Genomic DNA, 22,728 nt, shown 5'->3' on the forward strand with positions numbered 1-22,728 from the left:
TTATGCCTGGAATTGCTTTACGTTTCTTACTTTTTTTGATACTGATTACTCGTCAAACTCACGCGCAACCGGCTCTTTCCCGGCTTGTGGTGTCGGATTCGTTACTCAAAAACCATGTTTATGCCCTAGCCGATAAGCGTTTCGAAGGTCGTCAAACGGGTACAAAGGGGCAACAGGAAGCGTCTCTGTATTGTGTCCGCTCCTTTCGCCAAAGCCATTTGTCCGCCGTGTTTAGCCTCGATTCGCTTAGGGGTTCTTTACGCCAACCGTTTTTCTATTCACGGAGCCGTATCAAGCCATTCGGTGCCCGATCAGGGCTTGCCGCCAGTTCATACGAACAGTACGAGTTGATTTCTCCTCCGTTGACCACCGACGATAGCAGTCAAGTCATTATGGGACACAACGTAGCTGGTCTTCTTATCGGTACTGATTTGAAAAAAGAGATACTGGTGCTGTCTGCCCACTACGATCATCTGGGTCAGAATGGGGACGAGATTTACCACGGGGCCGACGATAATGCCTCGGGCACAGCGGCCCTGTTGAGTATCGCTTCTTTATTCGACAGCTTAGCGCAAAAGGGTATTCGAAGCCGCCGGAGCTTACTGTTCGTGCTCTTTTCGGGCGAAGAACAAGGATTACTTGGTTCGAAACACTTCGTCAACAATAGCCCTATTCCTTTGCAGCAATTTATTGCTGATCTGAATATAGACATGGTAGGACGAACGGACTTCAAACACCGGAAAAATCATAACTATTGCTATTTGATCGCGGGAAAAAACGACGACATGCTGCGTAAAACCGCCGATGCGGCCAACAAACAATCCGTCGCCATTGACCTGGATTATGCGCACGATAGCGAGAATGATCCAAATCAATATTTCTACCGATCTGACCACTACAACTTTGCCCGGTTCGGTATACCCGTGATGTTCTTTTCGGACGGTGAACACCCCGATTACCACCGCCCCTGGGATACAGCGGACAAGATAAATTACGGTGTCTTGCAAAAACGGGCTACGTTGGTCTTTCAGACAGCCTGGCTATTAGCCAACCCACCTCTGTAAACGGTGTGGGTATGTGGTGTCGGGTTCTCAAACCGCACGGGCGGCCCCGCCGACACCACATATCTTACAGCTCGATTCTGAACAGGTGCATCGGCAGCGCGTAGGGGTCCAGCTCAACGTAGTTCCATTCGCCACGCCAGGTGTAATAGGCCTGCGTTAGCAGATCGTGTACCGTGTATTCCTGATCGGGTGCAATACCCAGTTGCCAGATGGGTACTTGGATGGTAGCGGCCCGCCGGTTGTAGGCATCGGTATTGACAACGATCAGCAGTCGGTTATCACCCGACGTTTTCAGATACGCCATAATAGCATCGTCACTCGCGTTGCAGAACGTCAGGTTGTTTGTTTTTTGCAACGCTGCGTTCTCATGGCGAATCCGGTTGACAAGCGTGATCAGGTACGTAAGCTTGTTTGTTTTGTTCCAGTCCCACCGCCGAATTTCGTACTTCTCGGAATTCAGGTACTCTTCCTTATTCGGGAACGGCACGTGTTCCATCAGTTCGAAAGATGGACCATAGATGCCATAATTACTGGATAGCGTTGCCGCCATAAAATAGCGAATCAGGAATTGCGGCTCATGGCCTGATTGCAGACTATACGGGTTGATATCGTGCGTCGTCGGCCAGAAGTTGGGGCGAAAATAATGCTTCATTTCGCTCTGCGTCAACTCGGTCAGGTACTCCTGCAACTCCGCTTTTGTGTTGCGCCAGGTGTAGTAGGTGTACGAATGCGCAAACCCCCGTTTGGCTAACTCCTGCATCACTTTCGGTTTTGTGAACGCTTCCGAAAGAAAGATCATGTCCGGAAACTCGCGCTTCACCTCCGCGATAACCCACTCCCAGAAACTAAATGGTTTGGTGTGTGGATTATCGACCCGCACGATGCGCACCCCCCACGAAGCCCATACCAACAGAACGCGCTTTAGCTCATTCCACAGGTTTTGCCAATCTTCGGTTTCGAAGTAAACCGGATAAATATCCTGGTATTTTTTGGGTGGGTTTTCGGCGTACTGGATCGTACCGTCGGGACGTTTTTTGAACCACTCTGGATGTTCTTTGGCCCAGGGGTGATCGGGTGAACACTGAATGGCAAGGTCCATAGCGACCTCCATCCCGTAGTTGGCCGAAATAGCAATGAGGTGCTTAAACTCATCAACAGTACCTAGATCAGGGTGGATCGCGTCGTGTCCACCCTCAGACGAACCAATCCCGTACGGAACACCCGGTTCGCCCGGCTGACAAATAACCGAGTTGTTTTTCCCTTTCCGGTGAGCCATCCCAATCGGGTGGATGGGCGGCAGGTACAACACATCAAAACCCATCTGTGAAATGCGGGGCAACAACGCTTCCACATCCCGGAATGTCCCATGGACAGGCTCGCCACCGGGTCCTTCTGCCTGCGATGCCGAGCGCGGAAACAAACAATACCAAGTGCTGAATCCGGCCTTTGCCCGGTCCACTTCGATTCCGAGTTCATGACTGTAGCGCGTAGGATGCTGACGTTCGGGGTAGCGATTCGCGAAGAACGTGAACTGATCGCTTTCAGCAACGGAAACAGCTTCGTCGTAGCGATTTTCGTCGCGAAACAAAGCGGCCATATCGCGGAGAGACTTAACATCGGCTGACTCCTCGACGGTCGAGACCGATGTTTTCTTTTTTTCTTTGCCCGGCAGTTTGCCACCCGCTCGCTGAATCATTCCATCCAGATACTGTGCGCCCGCCAATAGCTCACTGGTAATCCGCTGACCATCGGCTACTTTCAAGTGAATTTCGTGCTGCCACGAGGCCGGGTGATCGACCCACCCTTCAATGGTATATACATAGCGCCCTTGCTTTTCCACGACGAATGACGCGCCCCAGCGGTCATTGACCAGCAAAGTCATCGCGGTTTCAGTCCAATCGGCATCGGTCGCGTGCTTATAAAGCAACTTGGCCGTTAGATAATCGTGTCCGTCCGCAAAAATGTCGGCTTCGACGGCAATAACATCGCCTGGTACTGCTTTTATGGGAAAACGCCCACCGTCAATTTCGGGGGACACATGCTCAATGACCACTCGCGACTGACCGGAACGAAACGAATCTGCGGCAGATAAAGAAGTGGATTCGGTTGCTGCTGGCATTGGCACAGCGACGATTGCACTGGCCGTACGTGAAGAAGAAACTTTCGCGCTTTTTTTGGATGATTCCATTCGTAGTCTATCTAGGTTAATACCTCCTCTATGAAATAATCCCGAACGGTAAAGAATGTTGCAAAAAAACGTGCATTCGTCGTCTATTGCTTCTTATACCGAAACATCATGTTCGTAAAACTACGCGTCGATAGAACTACAGCAAACGATCTATGCGTAAGATAGAATCCCGCTTATGAGCGGAATAGAGCCCGTTCTCCACTAAAAAGGCGCTCAGAGTCTTCGGTTTATTACCTGCTCAGCAATGCGTCTATCAGGTTCACCTGCTTTTCAATGAGGAACCGGGTAGGCGCATTGCTGCCCTAGCGCTGTTTTACTTCGCGCCATCGCCTTTTGCCGACTCGACCGCAAGTTTACCAACAGCTGTACCGAGTCTAGATCCTTCTTCGTTGGCGAACCGATACGCAGTACCGCTATACAGCTCGGCCTGCGTCGCTTCGGTAACCTGGGCGTTCAGTTCAGTCGCTTCGTCGGGAAACAGATAAAGCAGAACGGCTGTAGCAGCGGATGCGAACGTGGCTTGTTCAGACGGGTAAGCAGGCGTGTTGGGAATGATCGTTGCGGTTCTAATCATCGGGTCGATCTGCGAAGGACGCGGTACAAAGTAAGTGTACTTGGCTGCCCAGCAAGCCGTACCGCCATCCTGCAAAGCACGGTTCACCAGCGCGTAAGTTCGGGCGGCCCGCAGTTCGTTCTGCCGGTACTGCTGGATATATTCTTCGGCGATCAGGTTCCAATGGCCGGGAATGGTGTACGTCCCAACACCGTCGTCCCATTTTCCCGCAATACGCGACTGCTCGCGGGTGCGCGCGCTGGCAATTGTACGCACTTCGCTTAAATCATTCTGAAATGTGGCTGACGTGGTAGCTGGTGGTACAGATATAAGACTCTTTCTAACAGCCGTTGAGTCAAGCCAGGTTTTTACGTTTCCGGCCAGCGGGGCTACCGGAGTCCGGGCAGGAATAAACAAGCTGCTCCATTTTACGTCATAAGGCGCTTTCGCCAGTACATTCGTCCACGTGTTGTTCGGGTCGTTGGCGACGCTGAACCGATCATTTTTGACCCGATCAATTACTTTTGCGGTTACGGCGGCTCCCAGATCCTCCCCTCCTTTTATGTCGCTCGGTACGTTGGCTCCGTTCCAAATTCGGCTTTGTTTGTGTTCGGTAGCTTTTGTTTTAAGCCAGGCAGTTTCGTTCGGAAAGAAATAGGCCAGCATCTGGCAGGACACTTCGGCGATAGCAGCATCTTCCGACGGGTACGAAGGAACGTTGGCGATGGGCAGGCGCGTAGTTACCCCCTGATCCAGCAGCGATGGCCGGTTATACTGGTACTTAGCCCGCCAGGCGACAACCATCGCATCGTACTGTGCTACGCTGAGGGCGGCATAAAGTCGGGCGGCAAATGGCGCGCTAACAGGCGAATTCGTTGCCTCCTGCGGATTACCTGACTCTACATTGTACTTAGCCACCAACAGCCGCGCAATCTGATTCCAGCGCTTGACACCCCCAACAGCCCAGTAATTGATGGCCGTGATTTTCTCTGGCTCCAGTCTGGCCACACCGTTCCTAACCTGGGCAAATTCACTTTTATACGCATCGGATGTAACGGCATCCGGTTGCGGAACATTGATAGCAGCCGCTGATGGCAGGACAATCGTACGCCAGTTACCACCGTCGGCATCTACGGTAGCGGGTTCACTGAACGGCAAAATGCCCTCGTCAATTATCGGTTCTTTACAACCCGATACCCACACAAGGACCGCACTCAGAAACATTATGGACAAAGACTTATTCATTCTCGAAAAGATTCGAACGCAAAAGCGGTGAACCGTTGCGTTCATAGATAGTAATTACCGGGCAATCCGTCCAATGACCAGGCCTCCGGTAACCCGGCTCGACTTACCAATATTACGTCCATCAATGGTTGCTCCGTAGCCAGCCGTCAGACCAAGCTGTCCTACCAGCTTCAGGTAGACCGTAGCGCCTACACGGCTAAAGCCGACCGCATTTGACGGAAACGGAATACCGGGCGCGATATTCGTTCCTTCGATGTACTTTTTGTACGGTGTCTGCTGCTGATACCACACGTCGATGTAGAGCGGTTTGGTCACAATGCCGGTTCTGACAATAAGCTCCGTCACGTCGGGTACGTTGATCTTGGCACTGGTGTTGGGATTGACCTGTCCGGGTTCGTAATAATTCACAACCCGATCAAGCGTGACCTGCCCCCGGCGAATATAACCGTACTGCCCGGTCAGGAAAAAGGTACCCGCTTTCAAATGAAGCATGGTACGTCCGTCGAGATTACGGGAACCGCGTCCGATGGCGATCAGATCGTCGTTGACGTAGTTCTGCAACGGCATCGAATACCCCAGAGCAAACAGCCAGGAAAGCCGCGCCTTACCGATTTTGTAATCGTAGGCTTCCCACCGCAACGCAGCCGACACATCCTGAAACCCTTCCTGCTTTTGTCGATACCCAGCGCTAGACTCCGACCGAATGTAAGGGGCCGACACGATCAGATCCAGATCGTAGCCCAATCCGAAACTACCGTACACGTTCAGCGCCTGCGTCGTCACTGTTCCCAAATTTGGGTCCCGCGTTTCGGTTTTGTTGATGTAATAAGAATCGTACGTTTCCTGCGAATAGGTCAGGGCTAGGTTTGCTTTTCGGTCTCCCCGCATAAAGCCGTCGATCAAGCCTTGAGCGTGGGTTGGCCGGGCAAAACACAGCCAGACAAGCGCAATAACAGGGACTGGTAAAAATCGCATAGTTCTGCTTTAGGCGGGTAAAGGTAGCCGTTCGCTAGCATCCTTCCCATTAAAGTTGGTGATTCTGTGTCTGCGGTCTTCGTTAGTAACGCCAGGAATAGACAAGTCGTGTACGGCCTAAAACAATAGTTCCCGGCCGCAACGCAACCGGGAACTACGATTAACCTATGATAAACTCTTTAAACTCTTACAATCCTGATCCGTCAGCTTTGCCACGAGCGATGGCGTAAGCGCCAATCGCATTGCCGTGGTCTACCCCTTTTTCGGAATCGAACCGATAGTGAATCAAGCCATATATCCGCGACAAAGATGCCTCGTTGGCCTGTGCCTTAAATTCATCGGCCTTATCAGGAAAAATATAGGCTAACACCGTAGCGGCTGCGCCCGAGAAGGTCGAGTGGCCGGATGGGTACGAAGGAAAGTTGGGCAGCCCGACCGATGTTTTCATACCGAATTGTTGCGGACGAGGATAATAGTAGTAGTACTTTGCTTCCCAGCAACCGATGGCAGCGTCCATTTCGGTCGTACCCAGCAACGCCAGCATACGCGCCATGCGAACTTCGCTGTATTTTGCATCATGGCCTGCGTTGGCCGCCGTGCGGTGCCAGTGACCAGGAGGGGTGTAACTGCCCGGACCATCAGACCAGAAGTTCGCAACACGAGCCTGTTCGCGGGTTTGGCTTTTGTTAATCTTGCTCAACTCCGAAAAATCAGTGTTGTATTCGGCACTGTTCAGCTCCGGTGGTGCGGGTGGGCGCATGCTGACCAAGGTTTTCTTGTCAAAATTCCAGGTCTGAACCGAGCCGTAATTGGGCAACATCGGTGGACGTGCCGGACTCTCCTGACTTACCCAGACATCTTTGAGTCCACGCTCTTTGGCCGCCTGAATCATCCCCGCCGTCACGGTCTGGTTGTTCGACGTGCTCATCCCATCGGCTTTGGCCCGACCCATTATTTTTGCCGCTACAGCCGTACCGAGTGCCTCACCGGCGGTCAGATCACTCTCGACGTTCACACCCGCCCACAGACGGCTGTTGCGATGCTCGGCCAGTTTAGCATCCAGATAGGCTACTTCGCCGGGAAACATGGCTTTCAGAATAACCACCGAAGCCGTAGCCACAACCGCATCTTCGGATGGGTACGATGGGAGAGCCGACGTAGCCAGCAACGGTTTGATGGAAGCATCCGCTTTATCGGGCGAAATCCGGTTGTACTTGTATTTGTAATACCAGGTCGATACCAGGGCGTCGTACTGCGCTACGCTCAAATAAGCCAGAGCACGAGCCGAATACGGTGGATTCGCAAACGGAAACCTTGGGTCCGCCAGCGGGTTGGCCGCGTCCGGTACGGGATATTTTCCATCGGCTGTCGAAGCAGGTGGAATATTGTAACGAGCGCACAATTCACGCCCGATTTCGTTCCAGCGATACACGGCACCGGCTCCCCAGTAGGTTACGGCATCCTGCTGGCTGGCTGTCAGGTTGGTCGTTTTTTGTTTTAAACTGGCCAGTTCAGCCTGATATTCAGTAGACCCCACCGCTTTGGGTGCGTCCACAACTATATCAGCGGGTGATGCCAGTACGTATGTTTTCCAGTTACTTGCTTTTTCGTCAAGATTAGCGGGTGTATAAGCCTGAACCTGTGGCTCATCGATGCCTTTGTCGCACGACAAAAATGCTGTCGACAAACCAGCGGCAACACTCGTAATTAGTAAAAATTGATTTAACTTTTTCATGGTTTGTACGGCTGAATTATTTCCTAAAATTGATTTGATACAGTAGCCCAACGGTATAGCTGGTGCTCTGTCCTACGTTCAGTCCATCGACGACGTAACCGACCCGGGCGTTAACCCCAACATTCCGGGGTTGAAACTTACCGTACCAGCCCACCGATGTAGCCTGCATGTTGTTTGTTGGGAAAGGCATATCGTTCCGACGAATGTTGTCGCCACTCAGGCAGGCGGTACGCTCCGCCCATACTTCGGTTTGCCACCCTTTCCGCAGGACACCCAGGCGAACCGCTGCATCGTAAACGTTAGGCATTTTCACCTGATTGGTGTTGTAAAGACGTTCGTCGGCGAGGTACGAATCGCGGTCGAGCTTAATGTTACTCCGCCATCCGTAGCTGCCGTGCGCCGTCAGATACAGGCCCGTCGATGGGTGTTTGTAGTTGGCTAGTAAGCGCGCGGTAGCGGTACGGCATTGCAACCCAATCGACATGGGCATGAAATCAGGAACATAGCCACCCAGTGGAACGGATGCGCCGACAATACCATGCAGCGAAAACCCACCGGCAACAAACGCTTTTACTTTTAACCAGGCCGATATATCCTGAATACCCCGCTGCCCCATCAGATTACCCGCGCTGGCGCTCGTCCAGACGTAGGGTAAGCTCAAAATCACGTTTACCCGCTTGCTAATTCCGATAGCGGGCATGATCATGGCACTTTGGGTTGTATGGGTACCAATATTGAAGTTTTCGCGTTTGAGTGTATTCTCCCAGTAGTTATTCCAGGAGCTATGTCCGTACATGGCGGCCACACAAACCGAGTTCTTCCCCATGTAGATAGCGTCGTGTGGCATCTGCGCCCGAACGGCGAAAGGCATGAGCAGCAATGCCAGCGCCAGGTACTGTAGATTCTTTTTCATAGTCATCGGTTAACAAAGGAGCTGTTCAGGACTCATCGATTTGGTCGGTGGATACGTTGGAATAAGATCCTGAACAGCTGGTTTTAAAACATTAGATGGTAAGGCCAACCGTCAACACCGCACTCCGACCGTCGGAAGGCCATACGCCCGGTCCAGGGTAAAATGTAGGACGTTTGGTAAAGTATTGCTTGTTTAAGAGGTTGTTAACACTGCCACGCAGGGTGAGTTGACGACCGATGCGCCAGGTGCCGTTCAGATCGACCAGCGCATACGAGGGCACGGGTCCAACAGCTCCGTTCGCTGATGCGGTTGGCGTATTCAGCGCGTCGGAGAACGTTTCACTCACGTAACTGTATTGCAGGGTTAGACTGGCGGAACCGTAACGCGCTGTGACGCCGTTGCGGCTGGTCCAACGCGGTGCCGACTCTACCTGATTCCCTTTAACCGCCCGGTTCTCGGTACCCGCCGACACCTGACCGTTCAGATAGCGGGCGTTGTTATAAGCCGTTGACGTGAAACCACTGATCAGTATCTTCTCCGTGCGGAGCAGCTGGGCTTCGATAAGCGCTTCGACACCTGTGCTGCGGCTGTCACCAATGTTTGTACGGAAAATATAGTTCGTACCGTCCGTGTTGGTCAGCAACAGCGTTCCTAGACGGTTGCGGTACAACAGATCAAAAACCGTCAGATTCAGGTGTAACCCTTGCCAACGGCCTTCGATACCGACTTCCGCATTGTAGCCATACGCGTCTTTCAGATTCTTGTCAATCCGTTCGTAAACCGATGTAGGAATAATGTCTTTGAAGATAACAGGACGGTAAGCCTGCGCCCAGCCACCGTACACTTTCACGGCATCGTTGATACGGTACTGAGCGTTGACGCCCAACAAAGCAAATTTGTGGCTGATGTCGGTCGGCAGATTTTCGGGCTGGTAGTACGTAATCGTACCGCGCATTTCGGTCTGGCCGTTTTCGATCCGAATACCCGGTGAAACCGTTAACCGATTCGTCAGGTGAAACTGGCTTTCGGCAAATGCCGCCAGGTTTTTGGTCCGGAAATGCAGGTCACGACGAAACGGACTGGTCAGCGTAAAATCGAAATCACTGGCTGTCGTTCCTGCGCCCTGCTGACGTCGGTGTAAATCCGTGCTAATCAGCTGAACGCCCGCAGCCGCGGTTGCATTGACGTTACCAAGTTGGTACTGATGTATCAGGCGTACTTCGGTTGTGTAGCTGTGAAAATTGTCGATATCAACCTGACGGGCTCTGTATTGTCCCGTAGCGCGGTTGATGGTGTCGGGTACGGTCGCAAATGCATCCAGTTGTACGCTGTTACGAGCGCCCAGCACCGCCGAAGTCGTCCAGAGCAACCGGGTCCGATCCGATAGCTGCCAGTCTACTTTGATCGACGGTACGTAAATATCCGGGTTAAAATAATTCCGGCTTCGGGTCGACTGGCGCGGGTCTTGCGCAAACATGGCATCGGTTAGCGGCCCCGGAATCTGGTAGGTGTAGGTAGAGCGTCCCACCTCCGCCGTTATTCCCAACCGCTCATTAGCCTGGTAATGCAACCGCCCTAATTGCGCTTCGGCATCTGACCGGCTATTTTGCCGGTATCCATCCGAATGACGACGGTAGTAGTACGCGTAGTAAGTCCATTTTCCGACCCGACCACCGATGGCGTTATACGTGCTCAACAAGCCATACGACCCAACAGAGTTAACCGTTTCAAACCCAAAACGCCGTGTACTATCGGCTCGTTTGGTTACGTAGTTTAGCATCCCTCCAAATTGTGCTCCGTACTGTAGTGAAGCGGTTCCACGCACGAATTCAACCCGTTCGATGCTTTCCATCGGGGCTGAGTAATGACTGGCTGGGTAACCGTACATATCCGAATTGGTGATTACTCCATTCTGCCGAATGTTATTCTCCCAGGAACGGTGTGGGTCTAGTCCACGAGTCGCTATATTGATTTGATTTCCTGTTCCATCCATATCGTACACAAACACACCCGGAATCCGGGCAAATACCTGCCGGGGCGTCTTCTCAGCTACGTTTGCGTCCACATCAGCTAGCTTGATCACTTCGCTCCGCTTACCACCCATCAGATACGTGCCGTAGACTTCGGGCAGTGATTCTACGACAACTGGCTTTACTCCCTTAACCGTCACCTGACTCAGGGTACGGGTGGGCAACGAATCAGAAACGGGCTTGTTGCCAGCTTCCCCTTTGTTAGTCATTTTTTGCGCGTATAGCTGCCCTGCCAGAGTGACCATCGCTATTATCAATGCGTAATCAATTCTTATTTGTGATTTCTTCATTTTAGGCTGTACTGTTAAAAGAAGCTATTCAATCATCCGATCACTGAGATCCTACTGGGCAATACGCCAAAGGATGCCAAAGATGAAGTCACGTCATGTCGCTCAATAAAGCAACCATGGATGTAAGAGTGGAAGATCGAACACAGCGGTGTCCGATCTTCGTCCTCCCGAACAGCGTGAATAGAAAAAGTAAACTCTTGTATATTGTCCTTAAAACCAACGCGATATGTTGATCGATACCAGGTAATCAGCGAAGGCGGCATCGCCGTGCTTCTGTCCCAGTGGATCTAACCGATCAGCATAACTCTTGATCCGGTTCCGGTAAATAGCGATAGGTACTGTAGCCGCTACCGATGTTTTGTGACGCATATAAGCCAGTCCTGGCTCAACGGAAACGATATAACCGGGCCGCCGGAAGCCAGAGCTACCACCGATGGCGTCCATCGCCGGAACGCCTTCTACCCGACCGCCCAGCATGACGGACAATCCGGGAACAAAGCCCAGCGATTGACTCAAGCCAAGACGAGCGGCAAACTGGTCGGCCACCGAGAACGTACCCGTCACCAGATCGACAGTTGTCGATTCAGGACTACGGACAACGCCATTGGTTTCGCGCGGGTTAAACAGGTAAAAACCGTTTGCGTAAGCGGTCAGCGTTTTTGTTAGCTGCGCATACCCCTGAAGCTCAACACTCGCTCCGACTCCCCCATCGCCAAGCTGAATCGATTGGTCAACTGGTTTATTGATGGTATAATCGGTGCCTTCTTTCGTCAGCTTGTGAAAATCATCGGTCGCCTGATAATTTCCCGTTGGCAGCTTAATGCCAAGGCCCACAGCAAGATTCGCTTTGGGTAACTTGGCCGGATTAATCACCCAGTAGCTTCCGGAAATCCGCAGGTCTCCGATCCCCTGGGAACCCGTATGAAACCGCTTTTGCTCAGGATTCTGGGCTACTGCGTTCCCATAATGTTCATAAAGCGACGAACGATCGTTGTACTGAATCGGCAGATTCGCCGAAAAGGACAGCCGATGGTTGACCAGATACGTTATGCCCAGGTCAAGGGCATGCGACACGTTGATTACCTGTGTCCCTTGCTCGACACGATGTTTCTGCTCGACATCACCGACGAAGTGTTTGTACGAGCGGAAGAAACGGTAACCGGCTGATACTTGCCAGTGTCCATTACGTTGTTTGAAAAAGTCGGCTGAGTTCATTCCTGCCGGAGCCGCGCAACTCATATGCCGCACGGCGACGCAACCCTGCGCCCGGCTGGATTCAGCTGAAAATAGTGTATAGGCTACCGCTAGAACGATAGTAGAAATCGTTTTCATTGAGAAAGATCTAGGTTGATCCTGTGTGAATAAGTTGATTGACAATTGTCGACAAGCAATGCATCAACTGGACGCACAAAAGCGCGTACACCCGTGACACAAGGCATTACCAGCAACGACAAAAATGGATAGATTACAGTGTGCGAGGATTCGTACCAGCGATTTAGAGGCCAACAAACCGACGGGCAGAACCTACGACCGCTGTCCAGATGCCACAGATGTAAGCATAGCCAACGGATCAGTAGAATTTACTGAAAACACACTGTAAAATCATTCAGGAACCTAGATTTCTGGCGGGGGTGAGTGAACGGGCAGCGCACGAGCCGCAAACACAAATAATGTGTCGGGAATGCGAACAGCCTCGCGCCATACAGGAGAAAGGAAACTAAAAATGGCTCGCGGATTGGGCGAGTATTCTTTCAACAAGAATTTGAGCAGCTGATTGGCTTTATGATTAGAATCTGTCGTACCCGAAATATGGTCGTTCAGAAACGAAAGCAAGTCGCTTTGCCAGAAGGAGCGCCCTTCCGCTTCCAGACCAGCAATGTGCAGGGTGTCGCCCCGGATTTCCAGACTCACCACACTGTAATAATGCCCCCGGTACGTAAATCCATCCGATGTGGTATTCGCCAGCGTGCTTTCGTCGGGTTTGTCTTTGAGCGGAATCTGGAATTCAACGATACTATCAACCGATCGATAAACCAGTAGTCGTTCGGATAAGTCGTGCTCAGCCTGCCACCACGTACCGATGCACACAAGCACATAAGCCAGTGTGTGGTACAGTAGTAAAACAAAGAGACCGATTGAGACGACTTTCTTCACCTGCTAGAAAGTAAATTTATCTCAAAAATAATACTAAATTTTAAATAACAAATATGTTCCGCCTGCCAACGTATTTTTACTTACTATTTTAGTTACCCGTATACGAAGTCCATTTAGTAAATGGTGTTACCCATCGTCTAATCAGGGGAGCGACTTACTGCACAAAATAACTTTTACCTGTGAAGAAGCTATATATACGCTTCCGTGCAATCAAAATCCGTATTTTCGTGTTGGGTCAATACGCTCATGATCTACGACAATCACAATCGCCCTATCTCTTACCTTCGGCTAGCCGTAACCGACCGTTGCAATTTGCGGTGCTTTTACTGCATGCCCGAAGAAGGGATCAAGTACCTGCCCAAACACCAGCTGCTTTCATACGAAGAAATGGAGCGAGTTGTGCGTGTACTAGCTCGGCTTGGGGTGTCGAAAGTACGAATAACGGGTGGAGAGCCGTTTGTCCGAACGGGACTAATGGACTTCCTGCATCGGCTGGCCGAAGTTGATGGGCTCAAGGATATTTCACTAACAACCAACGGTGTTTTGACGGCACCTCACGTTGCTGATCTGGCGGCACTCGGCGTTCGTGCGGTCAACCTGAGTCTGGACACACTTGATCGGGAACGATTTCATAAAATCACCCGACGCGACGAATTACCCGCCGTTCTGAAAACCCTCGACGCGCTGCTGGAAGCGGGTATTCAGACGAAAATCAACGCGGTTGTGATGGACGGACAAAACACGCAGGACTTGATTCCACTTACGGAGATGACCCGCCTGTTACCCGTCGATGTTCGGTTTATTGAAGAAATGCCGTTTAACGGGGAAGGTAGTCATTACCCCGTATTGCACTGGACTCACCGACGTATCATCGAAGAGATAAGAGCCCAGTACCCGACCCTGCAAAAGCTACCCGACCCGCCGTTTTCTACGTCGGCCAACTACCAGATTCCAGGTCATCAGGGAACAATTGGTGTGATTGCCGCTTTCAGTCGCACGTTCTGCGGTACCTGCAACCGGATTCGTCTGACGGCGCAGGGAACCCTTAAAACCTGCCTTTATGACAACGGTGTGCTTGACATCCGCGCGCTGATCCGGGCGGGCGCATCCGACGACGAATTGATTACAGCTTTCCTGAAAGCCTTTGCTCACCGCCCGGCCAACGGCTTTGAAGCCGAACAGGGCCGGGATGTTGTTACGGAGTCGATGTCGACAATTGGTGGTTAATTTCTTATAGCACGAAAGTCTCGGCTTATAACCGAATCGGAACGGGCGTATTCTCCAGGAATTCGTTCGTGAAGAGACGGTCGATGTCGAGTTGCTGAATGAGTTCACCGTCACGATCTGTCAGCATCCGGTTGCGAATCATCCAGTTAACGAACGATGTCCAGACGCTTCGGTGCATAAAGCCCCAGTTGCCTTCACCATCCAGGTAATAACAGGAAACCATTTGCTGACTCTGATCCACAAAATTCCGGTCGGCCAATGCCGGATGCTTTACCGTTTTTCTTAAGATACGAGCAGCTTCATCGGAATTCTTAGCTGCATACCGGAACCCGGCAGCCGTTGCTTCCAGAAACTGCCGTAATGCCTCCGGATTCTGTTCAACCCAGCTTCGCTGTGCGGTTAGTAAGGGATTGTATCCGTAGGGAATCGCGTAATCGTCGAATAGAAATTGATTCAACTCGACCCCATCAATATCGGCCCGAACGCCCTCCCAGGTCAGCCAGAACCAGGCAGCATCGACCTCTCTGGTTAACAAAGCTTTCCAGATCTCCGACCACCCTAGTTTGTGCGAGAGGACCTGACCGCGTCCTTCGTCGTTCTGGATAAGCTGCCGAATAATATCCTCTTCGTAGCGGGCGCCATACGACGCGTAGACTTTACCATCCAGTTTCTGCGGTCGATCAATACCGCTTTCACTGAGCGTTACAATAGCGCTTATGTCGCGGGCGAGCACGGTAGCGACAGCCACCAGATCAGTACCGTTGGTTTGGTAGCTGATCACACTTTCGGAAGGCGTAATGGCCAGTTCACACTTACCCTGCGCTAAGCGCCGGGCGGGCATCATCTGGTAGTCATCCTGATCGGGAGAAATAAATTCAACGTCAAGACCGGCCTCCTGATAAGATCCTTTTGCCAGAGCGACGTAAAATCCGGTGTGGTTAGTGTTTGGCGTCCGGTCGAGCGCTACACGAATTTTTGTAGTCATGGTAGTCCGTACTATTACGGCTTGTTTAACCATCCAAAAGTAGGAAGGTTTTTTGCAAACGCACGCAAAACGCGTCTAGTATACATGCTGCCGAAAAACGCTTAGCCGACAAAAAGGGTTTCATCAGCCAATGCCTGCTGGTATTTTTCCTTATCGAACCGGTATAAATACGGTGCTTTATGAGCGCCCCCCGTCTTACGCTCCTCCAGCCGCTCCAAAATGCCGTACCCCAGCATACGTTTCTGAAAGTTCCGGCGATCCAGCGACTGCCCAAGAATCGTTTCGTAGAGTTGCTGTAGGTCGGGCATGGTAAATTTATCGGGCAGCAACTTATAGCCAATGGGCTGGTAACTGAGTTGTCGGCGTAACGTCTTCAAGGCTAGCGTAACCATGCTGTTGTGGTCGAAAAGCAAGGGCGGAATCTGGTCAATGTCCCACCAGCGACATTCTTCCGTGAAGAAATCAGGGCTTGGAATCACATTCGCGAATTCGACCAGCGCGTAATAACCGACCGACACATCACGACCCATCACTTCACTAGCCAGATCTTCGGGCAAACCTAACTTGGCTAATGTCTCCTGCTGGCTAAAATTGATGTAACGTACCACATCACCGAATGTATGAAATTGCTGAAGGAAAATTTCGCTTAAGCCGGTCCGCTCGTTCAGGCTTCGATAAGCCGCAGCCTGAAGATCTTCTTCGTGACGAATCCGTCCACCCGGTAAGCTCCACTCGTCCGTTCCTTTCCAGCGTAACAACAGCACTTTTAACTGTCCGTCGTGAAAGCCGAAGATGACGAAGTCGATTGAGACAGAGGGAATGTAATTAGTCTTTAGATCTAAAATAAGCTGCTGAAACTGGTTTTTGTACTCGGCCATGTAAATTTTAAAATATTTATAGTGTGTTTTTCATACACAATGGCAAATAAAGCTATTATTGTGTTGAAAATACGCATTGTCAATGAAACAACATTCCTTTACGCTACAACCTTTCCGGACCCTGGCTACCTTGTGTGTAGGCGCTATCGGTCTGTGGGCTTACTCGGTCAGGCCCTTCGTCGATCCCGGCGATTTGCCCGACGAGAACCGCTTCACAAAAGTAGTCTTGGCCGAAAAGCTTAATGAGCCGCTCGAAATGGCCGTTCTACCCGATGAACGTGTATTGTTTATCGAACGGCATGGCGAGGTCAGACTTTTTTCGCCGACGACCAAGCAACTCAAAACGATCGCTACCATTCCGGTTAGCACCAAATACAAAGACAAAGAAGGCCACGAAACCGAAGCGGAAGATGGTCTGCTCGGTGTTAACATCGACCCTGATTTTACTAAAAACCACTGGGTATACCTCTACTACTCGCCCGCTGGCGACGAGCCCAAGAATATTCTGACCCGCTACGAATTACAGGGCGATGAGTTGGTTCTTTCGTCAAAAAAGGTGTTGCTGGAAGTTCCGGTGCAACGCGAGCAATGCTGTCATACCGGCGGCTCAATCGACTGGGACCGCGACGGTAACCTGTACCTATCGACCGGTGATAACACCAGCCCCCGCGCGACGCTCTACGCGCCCATCGATGAGCGGCCCGACCGCAGTCCGTGGGATGCTCAGAAATCGTCGGCTAATACCAACGATCTGCGGGGAAAAATTCTTCGTATTCACCCCGAAGCGGACGGAACCTACACGATTCCGGAAGGCAACCTGTTCGCAAAAGGAACGCCCAAAACACGGCCTGAGATTTACACGATGGGTCACCGCAATCCGTACCGCATTTCGGTCGATAAACGAACAAACTACGTATACTGGGGAGACGTTGGTCCCGACGCAGGAACCGATTCCGTTGGTGTTGGCCCGACCGCCGAAGATGAGTACAATCAGGCAAAAAAGCCCGGCAATTTTGGCTGGCCTTACTTTGTGGGCGACAACAAAGCCTACAACGACCTCGATTTCGTAACCAACAAATCAGGCGCTAAATTCGATCCGGCTCATCCGTTCAACGATTCGCCGAACAGTACCGGTCTTCGCGATCTCCCGCCCGCTCAGCCCGCTTTGATTTCGTACCCAGCGGCTGAAAGCAAGAAGTTTCCGCTCATGGGCAGCGGTGGCCGCAGCGCGATGGCTGGTCCTGCTTACTATAAAGACGATTTCAAAGGCGCTAAGCGTCCTTTTCCAGAGTACTACAACGGAAAACTCTTTCTGTACGAATGGATGCGCGACATGATTCTGGCGGTCAGCTTCGACAGTAAGGGCGACATGACCAAGATGGAGCGGTTCCTGCCCAATATGCCGTTGAGCCACCCGATTGACATGGCATTTGGGCCAAATGGTGATCTGTACGTACTCGAATATGGTACGGGCTGGTTCCTCAAAAATGATGACTCGCGGTTGGTACGCATTGAATTTAACGGGGGCAACCGTAAACCCAACGTACGGCTAGCGGCCAGTCAGAAAGCGGGTGCGGTACCTCTGAAAGTAAATCTATCATCGGCAGGTACTACCGATTTCGACGGCGATGCGTTAACCTACCAATGGAAAATTGTAAGCCGGACGGGCGGACAGCCAACGGTTTTGACCGAGCCGAATCCGACTTTCACGTTTCAGAAACCCGGTCAATACAAAGCGATTCTGACCGTGACCGACGCCCACGGACTCGCCAGTACCCGCGAGGTAGACATTACAGCGGGAAACCAGCCACCCCAGGTGACGCTGGATATCACGAATGGAAACAAAAGCTTTTATTTCCCCGGTCAGCCGATTGCGTATCAGGTAAGCGTAACCGACAAGGAAGACGGAAGTCTGGCGAGTGGTCGCATTCCAGCGAAACAGGTTTTAGTGCGGGCGAACTACATGAACGAAGCCAATGCGAAGGAAACAGGCAGCAGCGAAGGGCATAAGTTTTCGGAAGCGGCTTATCTGGGTACTGGCAAAACGCTCATGGACAAGAGCGATTGTAAAGCCTGTCATTTTACGGATAAAAAATCGGTCGGTCCCTCGTTTATCGACGTTGCGAAACGCTACAAAGGCGACGCAAATGCCGTAGCCAGCCTGTCGAACAAGATCATCAAAGGCGGTGGTGGCGTGTGGGGCGACGCCATTATGACGGCTCACCCTCAGTTGAATCAAGCTGACGCGGGCGAGATTGTTAAGTACATTCTTACGCTGTCGGACCAGAAAGTTGCTAACCCCCTATTACCTGCCAAAGGAACGTACACACCGGCTCAGAACGAAAAAGGGAATCTGGTGTTTCAGGCATCTTACAAAGACAAAGGCGCGAACAATTTGCCCGCGCAGACCGCCGAACAAACGCTTATTCTGCGCAATCCGGTGATGGCGATGGGATCAAGCGACCGTCAGTCGAAAGGGATAAACCTCTTCAAAATGGGTACACAACCGTACCCGCTGGTGATCGTCATGGGGGCGGATACGTACGTTCAATTCAATCAGCTCGATCTGACGGGAATCAAGGCAATGGAATTTGCCGTGGCGGTTCCTAAAACGCAGTTGAGTGCCGTGGGCGGTCGCATTGAAGTGCGGATCGATTCGCCAACCGGCAAATTATTGGGACAAACTGAAGACATTTTGCCCAGCGAAAGCAAGGACCCCGCTGAGATGTTTAAGCCAAGCATGGCGAAGGTAAGCGTTACGCCTACTACCGGTACGCACGATTTGTATTTTGTCTTTAAAAACGAGAAAGCGGGTAAAGCTCCGCTCTTTGTCCCTGCTACCGTTCAATTTTCTAACTAATCCCTTCTCCTACTGAAATGAGTCAATCTCGTCGTGAGTTCCTAAACCAACTTGGCCTGACAGCCGCCGGTATCGGCCTGTCGTCCGTTTTGCCAACCCAATCCTTTGCCCATATGCCCGCTAAAAAATTCAATTTCGACATCTCCCTGGCTGAGTTTTCGTTCGCGGGCGATCTGTTCTCCGGCAAAATGACCAACATGGATTTTCCGGCGCGTGCCAAAAACGATTTCGGTATCAACGTACTGGAGTATGTTTCCATGTTTTTCAACGACAAGCATACCGATCAGGCTTATTTGAAAGAGCTTAAGCAGCGCTGCGACGACCTGGGCATGAAAAATAACCTCATCATGGTTGATGGCGCTAACATTGCCGATCTGGATGCAACGAAACGCCAGCAAGCCGTTGAAGCGCATCGTCCCTGGGTCGAAGCCGCCAAATTTCTGGGATGCAGTGCTATTCGGGTCAACCTGGGCGATTCGTCAAAAGCGTTATCGGGAACGCCCGATGATCCCGCTGACGAAGCGGCCAAAGCCGCTGCCGATGGCTACCACAAACTGCTGGAATATGCCGCTAAATCGAACATCAACGTAATTGTCGAAAATCACTTCGGTAATTCGACCAATATCGACTGGCTGGTAGGTATCCTGAAGCAGGTCAACATGCCCAACGCGGGTCTCCTCCCTGATTTCGGCAATTTCTGTATGCAGCGCAGCAAGCCGGAAACCAACGATATAAAGGGGGTCATGGGCACCAAATGCATCAAAGAATATGATCGGTACGAAGGGGTCAAAAAAATGATGCCTTACGCCAAAGGAATCAGTGCCAAAACGCATAAGTTCGACGCCAAGGGCAACGAGACCGAGACCGATTTTCGGCGGATGTTCCAGATCATCAAGGATGCAGGTTTCAGCGGTTATGTGGGCGTTGAGTACGAAGGTGGTATCATGAGCATGTACAATCCGACGGGTGGTTATCTATCTACTGCCGACGGCATCAAAGCCACGAAGAGTCTGCTCGAACGAGTACGAACTGAACTGGCCTAAACCATGCGCAAACCACTAAAAATCGTACTGGGTCTAGTTCTGTTCCTAGCGCTACTGGTGGGTGGCGCCGTCCTGTTCGGTATGTACGTGACCAGACAACTTCCCGCGCAAGAACCGGTCTTTGACACCGTTCGTCCGGCAGATCCGGGTCAGGTTGGCGAGAAAGGCGTATTGATCTTCTCAAAGACGAACGGTTTCCGGCATGAGTCAATTGAACCCGGTATTGATGCGCTGCAAAAGGCCGGGAAGGAAAGAGGCTGGGATGTTCGTACGACCGAGAACGGTGCGTTCTTTAACGATGATTACCTACGTCGCTTTAAGGTCGTTGTGTTTCTGTCAACAACCGGCGATATTCTGACCGCAGATCAGGAAAAAGCTTTCGAACAGTTCGTCGAAAATGGTGGCGGGTACGTGGGTATTCACGCGGCCTCGGATACGGAATACAGCTGGGATTGGTACGATCATTTGCTGGGTACGCACTTCCGCGATCATCCGCTTTTTCCCGAACACACGCCCGAAGCCGAGATCATTACGGACACGCGTACGCATCCAACGACGAAGCATCTGCCTGCCAAATGGCGTAAGGTCGATGAATGGTACAACTTTAAGCAAAGCGTACGGGGTAAAGACAGCATTCAGGTGTTGTTGACTCTCAACGAAGCGTCGTACAAAGCCACCTTACCGAAAGCGATGGGCGGAGATCACCCTATTTCGTGGACAAATACTGTTCGCAAAGGCCGCGTTTTTTACACCGGCATGGGGCACACAAACGAAACATTTACCGATCCAAACGCGATGCCTCATATCGTAGCGGGTATCGAATGGGCTGGACGGTTTAAGTAGCGCTGGCAACCACTTCGCTTAGGTCAGTAGAAAACAGAAAAAGCGGCTCCGGAGCCGCTTTTTCTGTTGGGTTTAACCTCAATTATTTGTTATCGAAGCTTTGAATCATGTTCCGATACATGGTCTTTGCTTTCCACTGCCCACCCGCAATAATCCGCCGGACGGTATAGAGCGGCATCTGATCATCGCGTTTGTCAGCCAGCGTGAACGCAGCTGCATAACCCCGTTTCTGTAGTTCAGGCAGAGCAGGCTTATTCCACAGACCGAATGGATAAGCAAAATACCGAACTGGTTTACCGGTAATCGCTTCCAGCTTAGCTTTAGGCTCTTCCAGTTGTATTTTCCAATCTTCGCCCTGGTATTTCTTCACGTTGTGGTGATCCCAGGTATGCGCGCCAATGGTATGCCCCCGATCAGACAAATCCTTGATCTGGGCCTTATCCATGTACGGCTGCTTACCCCGACGACCGATGGCGACGGTCATGATAAAAAATGACCCTTTGAAGCCATGCTTTTCGAGTTCAGGCGCTGCCACTTCGTACTGGTCCAGATCGCCATCATCGAACGTGAGCATGAATGGCTTAGGCGGCAGAGGTGCGCCAGTCGTCAGATACGCGTAAAGCTGATCGGGCAAAATAGTGTGGTAACCACTATCGGCCAGCATCTGCATCTGTTCTTTGAAAGCGGCCACCGGAATGATGTAATCTTTCGCCGATTTGGAGTCACTCGCTCGCCAATCCCGAATCTGGTGATAACACAGAATGGGTACCTGAGGACGAGACAAAATAGTAGCCGCATCCGCTATCTTGCTGGCAGGAATACTTGTCGGATCAACGGAGGGTGCTGTTTCGGCGTTAGCTTTAGCGGGTTTATCCGCGTTGGATGCTTCGGTCGCCGTAGTCGTTTTTGTCGATTCGGCAGTGTCGGAGCCTTTTGATTGGCAACCAGTTAATGTAGCACTAAGGGAAGCAGATAAACAAACAGCCGTTAGAAAGGGAACGATTGTACGGGTAAGCATAGTAAATAAGTATGTCCCCAAACATACTGAAAAGACTTCGGCTCAGCGTATAGTTTTTAGTCAGGAAGTTAAAATTTAATGCTACGGTACTTAACGACAGCTGACATTTCATAAACAATCCTGTATTTCGCGAGCCAATTTTCAGCCCCAGCACCGAAATAAAGAGCCTTAAAATTAGCAAGATAACTTTCCAGCTACCGTTCAACCCGGACTAATTACTTGGCTTTGCCAACCGCATACCAAGTCCCATCCAGTTCATAAGTAAGCGAACCCAGGAATAAGCAGCAAGCTTGTTTTTTATGGTTGGGCGGGTCTTAGCCTTTAGTTTATTGACTATGTTTTCCCCCTGACTGTAAAAAACGATTTTATCAGTAGACACCTCAATAATTGACAACGTATCCTCTTTGTCGTTTTTTTGACTAGTCGTTATTGATACGGCATACGAAAGAGCAGCTTCGACGGTTTCGGTGTAGGCAAAGGTGGGCTCATTGCCTTTATAGTACACCACAAGATAATTATCCATGTATGATATGTAGTTTCGATAAACCAGTGATTGATAACATTACCTTGTTTCTTTACGCTTATTAATTTCTAAGTAAACGTAAGTATAATACAAAGTATTTTCAAAAACTTTAACCGGATTTATGACGCGCTCTATTACCAGCTGGTCACATATATAAAGGAATTTCTGTAGCGAACCTCCCCAGGCCAATAAACGTTATCTAAA

17 protein-coding genes are annotated in these 22,728 nt (G+C 51.1%); 5 read left to right on the forward strand and 12 right to left on the reverse strand.

Going from position 1 to position 22,728, the window contains the following annotated elements; genetic code table 11:
* Positions 1-2 precede the first annotated feature (2 nt).
* Positions 3-1,064 carry a M28 family metallopeptidase gene (locus M0L20_RS02400; protein WP_248475457.1) on the forward strand — a complete coding sequence of 354 codons (1,062 nt, stop codon included), beginning with the start codon at positions 3-5 and terminating at the stop codon, positions 1,062-1,064.
* Positions 1,065-1,128: 64 nt separating this feature from the next.
* Here M0L20_RS02400 and M0L20_RS02405 read toward each other — a convergent pair whose 3' ends face one another.
* From M0L20_RS02405 to M0L20_RS02440, 8 genes are all read right to left on the reverse strand, one after another.
* Positions 1,129-3,183 carry an alpha-1,4-glucan--maltose-1-phosphate maltosyltransferase gene (locus tag M0L20_RS02405; RefSeq protein WP_248476593.1) on the reverse strand — a complete coding sequence of 685 codons (2,055 nt, stop codon included), beginning with the start codon at positions 3,181-3,183 and terminating at the stop codon, positions 1,129-1,131.
* Between the two features lie 382 nt (positions 3,184-3,565).
* Entirely contained in the window at positions 3,566-5,050 is a 1,485-nt protein-coding gene (locus M0L20_RS02410) for a phosphatase PAP2 family protein (RefSeq protein ID WP_248475458.1), read from the reverse strand.
* Positions 5,051-5,104: 54 nt separating this feature from the next.
* Positions 5,105-6,025: a hypothetical protein gene (locus M0L20_RS02415; RefSeq protein WP_232559231.1), complete on the reverse strand. Its 921-nt coding sequence runs from the start codon at positions 6,023-6,025 to the stop codon at positions 5,105-5,107.
* A gap of 187 nt (positions 6,026-6,212) precedes the next feature.
* Positions 6,213-7,760: a vanadium-dependent haloperoxidase gene (locus tag M0L20_RS02420; RefSeq protein ID WP_248475459.1), complete on the reverse strand. Its 1,548-nt coding sequence runs from the start codon at positions 7,758-7,760 to the stop codon at positions 6,213-6,215.
* A gap of 16 nt (positions 7,761-7,776) precedes the next feature.
* Positions 7,777-8,673: a hypothetical protein gene (locus tag M0L20_RS02425; protein ID WP_232559233.1), complete on the reverse strand. Its 897-nt coding sequence runs from the start codon at positions 8,671-8,673 to the stop codon at positions 7,777-7,779.
* 91 nt (positions 8,674-8,764) lie between these two features.
* The gene (locus M0L20_RS02430) at positions 8,765-10,993 is read right to left on the reverse strand and encodes a TonB-dependent receptor family protein (protein ID WP_248475461.1); all 2,229 of its coding nucleotides are present in this window, start codon (positions 10,991-10,993) and stop codon (positions 8,765-8,767) included.
* A gap of 210 nt (positions 10,994-11,203) precedes the next feature.
* The gene (locus M0L20_RS02435; RefSeq protein ID WP_248475463.1) at positions 11,204-12,325 is read right to left on the reverse strand and encodes a hypothetical protein; all 1,122 of its coding nucleotides are present in this window, start codon (positions 12,323-12,325) and stop codon (positions 11,204-11,206) included.
* 282 nt (positions 12,326-12,607) lie between these two features.
* The gene (locus M0L20_RS02440) at positions 12,608-13,147 is read right to left on the reverse strand and encodes a hypothetical protein (RefSeq protein WP_248475465.1); all 540 of its coding nucleotides are present in this window, start codon (positions 13,145-13,147) and stop codon (positions 12,608-12,610) included.
* A gap of 246 nt (positions 13,148-13,393) precedes the next feature.
* On the opposite strand from M0L20_RS02440, the gene moaA reads away from it, so the two are divergent.
* Complete coding sequence (gene moaA / locus M0L20_RS02445; protein ID WP_248475467.1) at positions 13,394-14,374, forward strand: GTP 3',8-cyclase MoaA; 981 nt, start codon at positions 13,394-13,396, stop codon at positions 14,372-14,374.
* Positions 14,375-14,399: 25 nt separating this feature from the next.
* Here moaA and M0L20_RS02450 read toward each other — a convergent pair whose 3' ends face one another.
* Positions 14,400-15,359 carry an ABC transporter substrate-binding protein gene (locus tag M0L20_RS02450; RefSeq protein ID WP_248475469.1) on the reverse strand — a complete coding sequence of 320 codons (960 nt, stop codon included), beginning with the start codon at positions 15,357-15,359 and terminating at the stop codon, positions 14,400-14,402.
* 101 nt (positions 15,360-15,460) lie between these two features.
* Positions 15,461-16,237 (reverse strand): NrtR DNA-binding winged helix domain-containing protein, encoded by a 777-nt coding sequence (locus M0L20_RS02455; protein ID WP_248475474.1) that lies wholly within the window; start codon positions 16,235-16,237, stop codon positions 15,461-15,463.
* An 82-nt stretch (positions 16,238-16,319) separates the two neighbouring features.
* Between M0L20_RS02455 and M0L20_RS02460 the strand changes: the two genes are divergently transcribed.
* From M0L20_RS02460 to M0L20_RS02470, 3 genes are read left to right on the forward strand one after another with little or no spacing between them, the layout of a single operon-like run.
* The gene (locus M0L20_RS02460) at positions 16,320-19,097 is read left to right on the forward strand and encodes a PQQ-dependent sugar dehydrogenase (RefSeq protein ID WP_248475476.1); all 2,778 of its coding nucleotides are present in this window, start codon (positions 16,320-16,322) and stop codon (positions 19,095-19,097) included.
* 17 nt (positions 19,098-19,114) lie between these two features.
* The gene (locus tag M0L20_RS02465) at positions 19,115-20,140 is read left to right on the forward strand and encodes a sugar phosphate isomerase/epimerase family protein (RefSeq protein ID WP_248475478.1); all 1,026 of its coding nucleotides are present in this window, start codon (positions 19,115-19,117) and stop codon (positions 20,138-20,140) included.
* 3 nt (positions 20,141-20,143) lie between these two features.
* Positions 20,144-20,983, forward strand: coding sequence for a ThuA domain-containing protein (locus tag M0L20_RS02470; RefSeq protein ID WP_248475480.1), 840 nt, complete (start codon positions 20,144-20,146; stop codon positions 20,981-20,983).
* Positions 20,984-21,065: 82 nt separating this feature from the next.
* Here M0L20_RS02470 and M0L20_RS02475 read toward each other — a convergent pair whose 3' ends face one another.
* Together M0L20_RS02475 and M0L20_RS02480 are read right to left on the reverse strand one after the other, a co-directional pair.
* Positions 21,066-22,001 (reverse strand): polysaccharide deacetylase family protein, encoded by a 936-nt coding sequence (locus tag M0L20_RS02475; protein ID WP_232559242.1) that lies wholly within the window; start codon positions 21,999-22,001, stop codon positions 21,066-21,068.
* A gap of 211 nt (positions 22,002-22,212) precedes the next feature.
* On the reverse strand, positions 22,213-22,524 hold the full coding sequence (locus M0L20_RS02480) for a hypothetical protein (protein WP_232559243.1): 312 nt from the start codon (positions 22,522-22,524) through the stop codon (positions 22,213-22,215).
* Between the last annotated feature and the right edge of the window lie 204 nt (positions 22,525-22,728).

Source organism: Spirosoma liriopis (assembly GCF_023196085.1).
In the GTDB taxonomy this organism is placed as follows: domain Bacteria; phylum Bacteroidota; class Bacteroidia; order Cytophagales; family Spirosomataceae; genus Spirosoma; species Spirosoma oryzicola.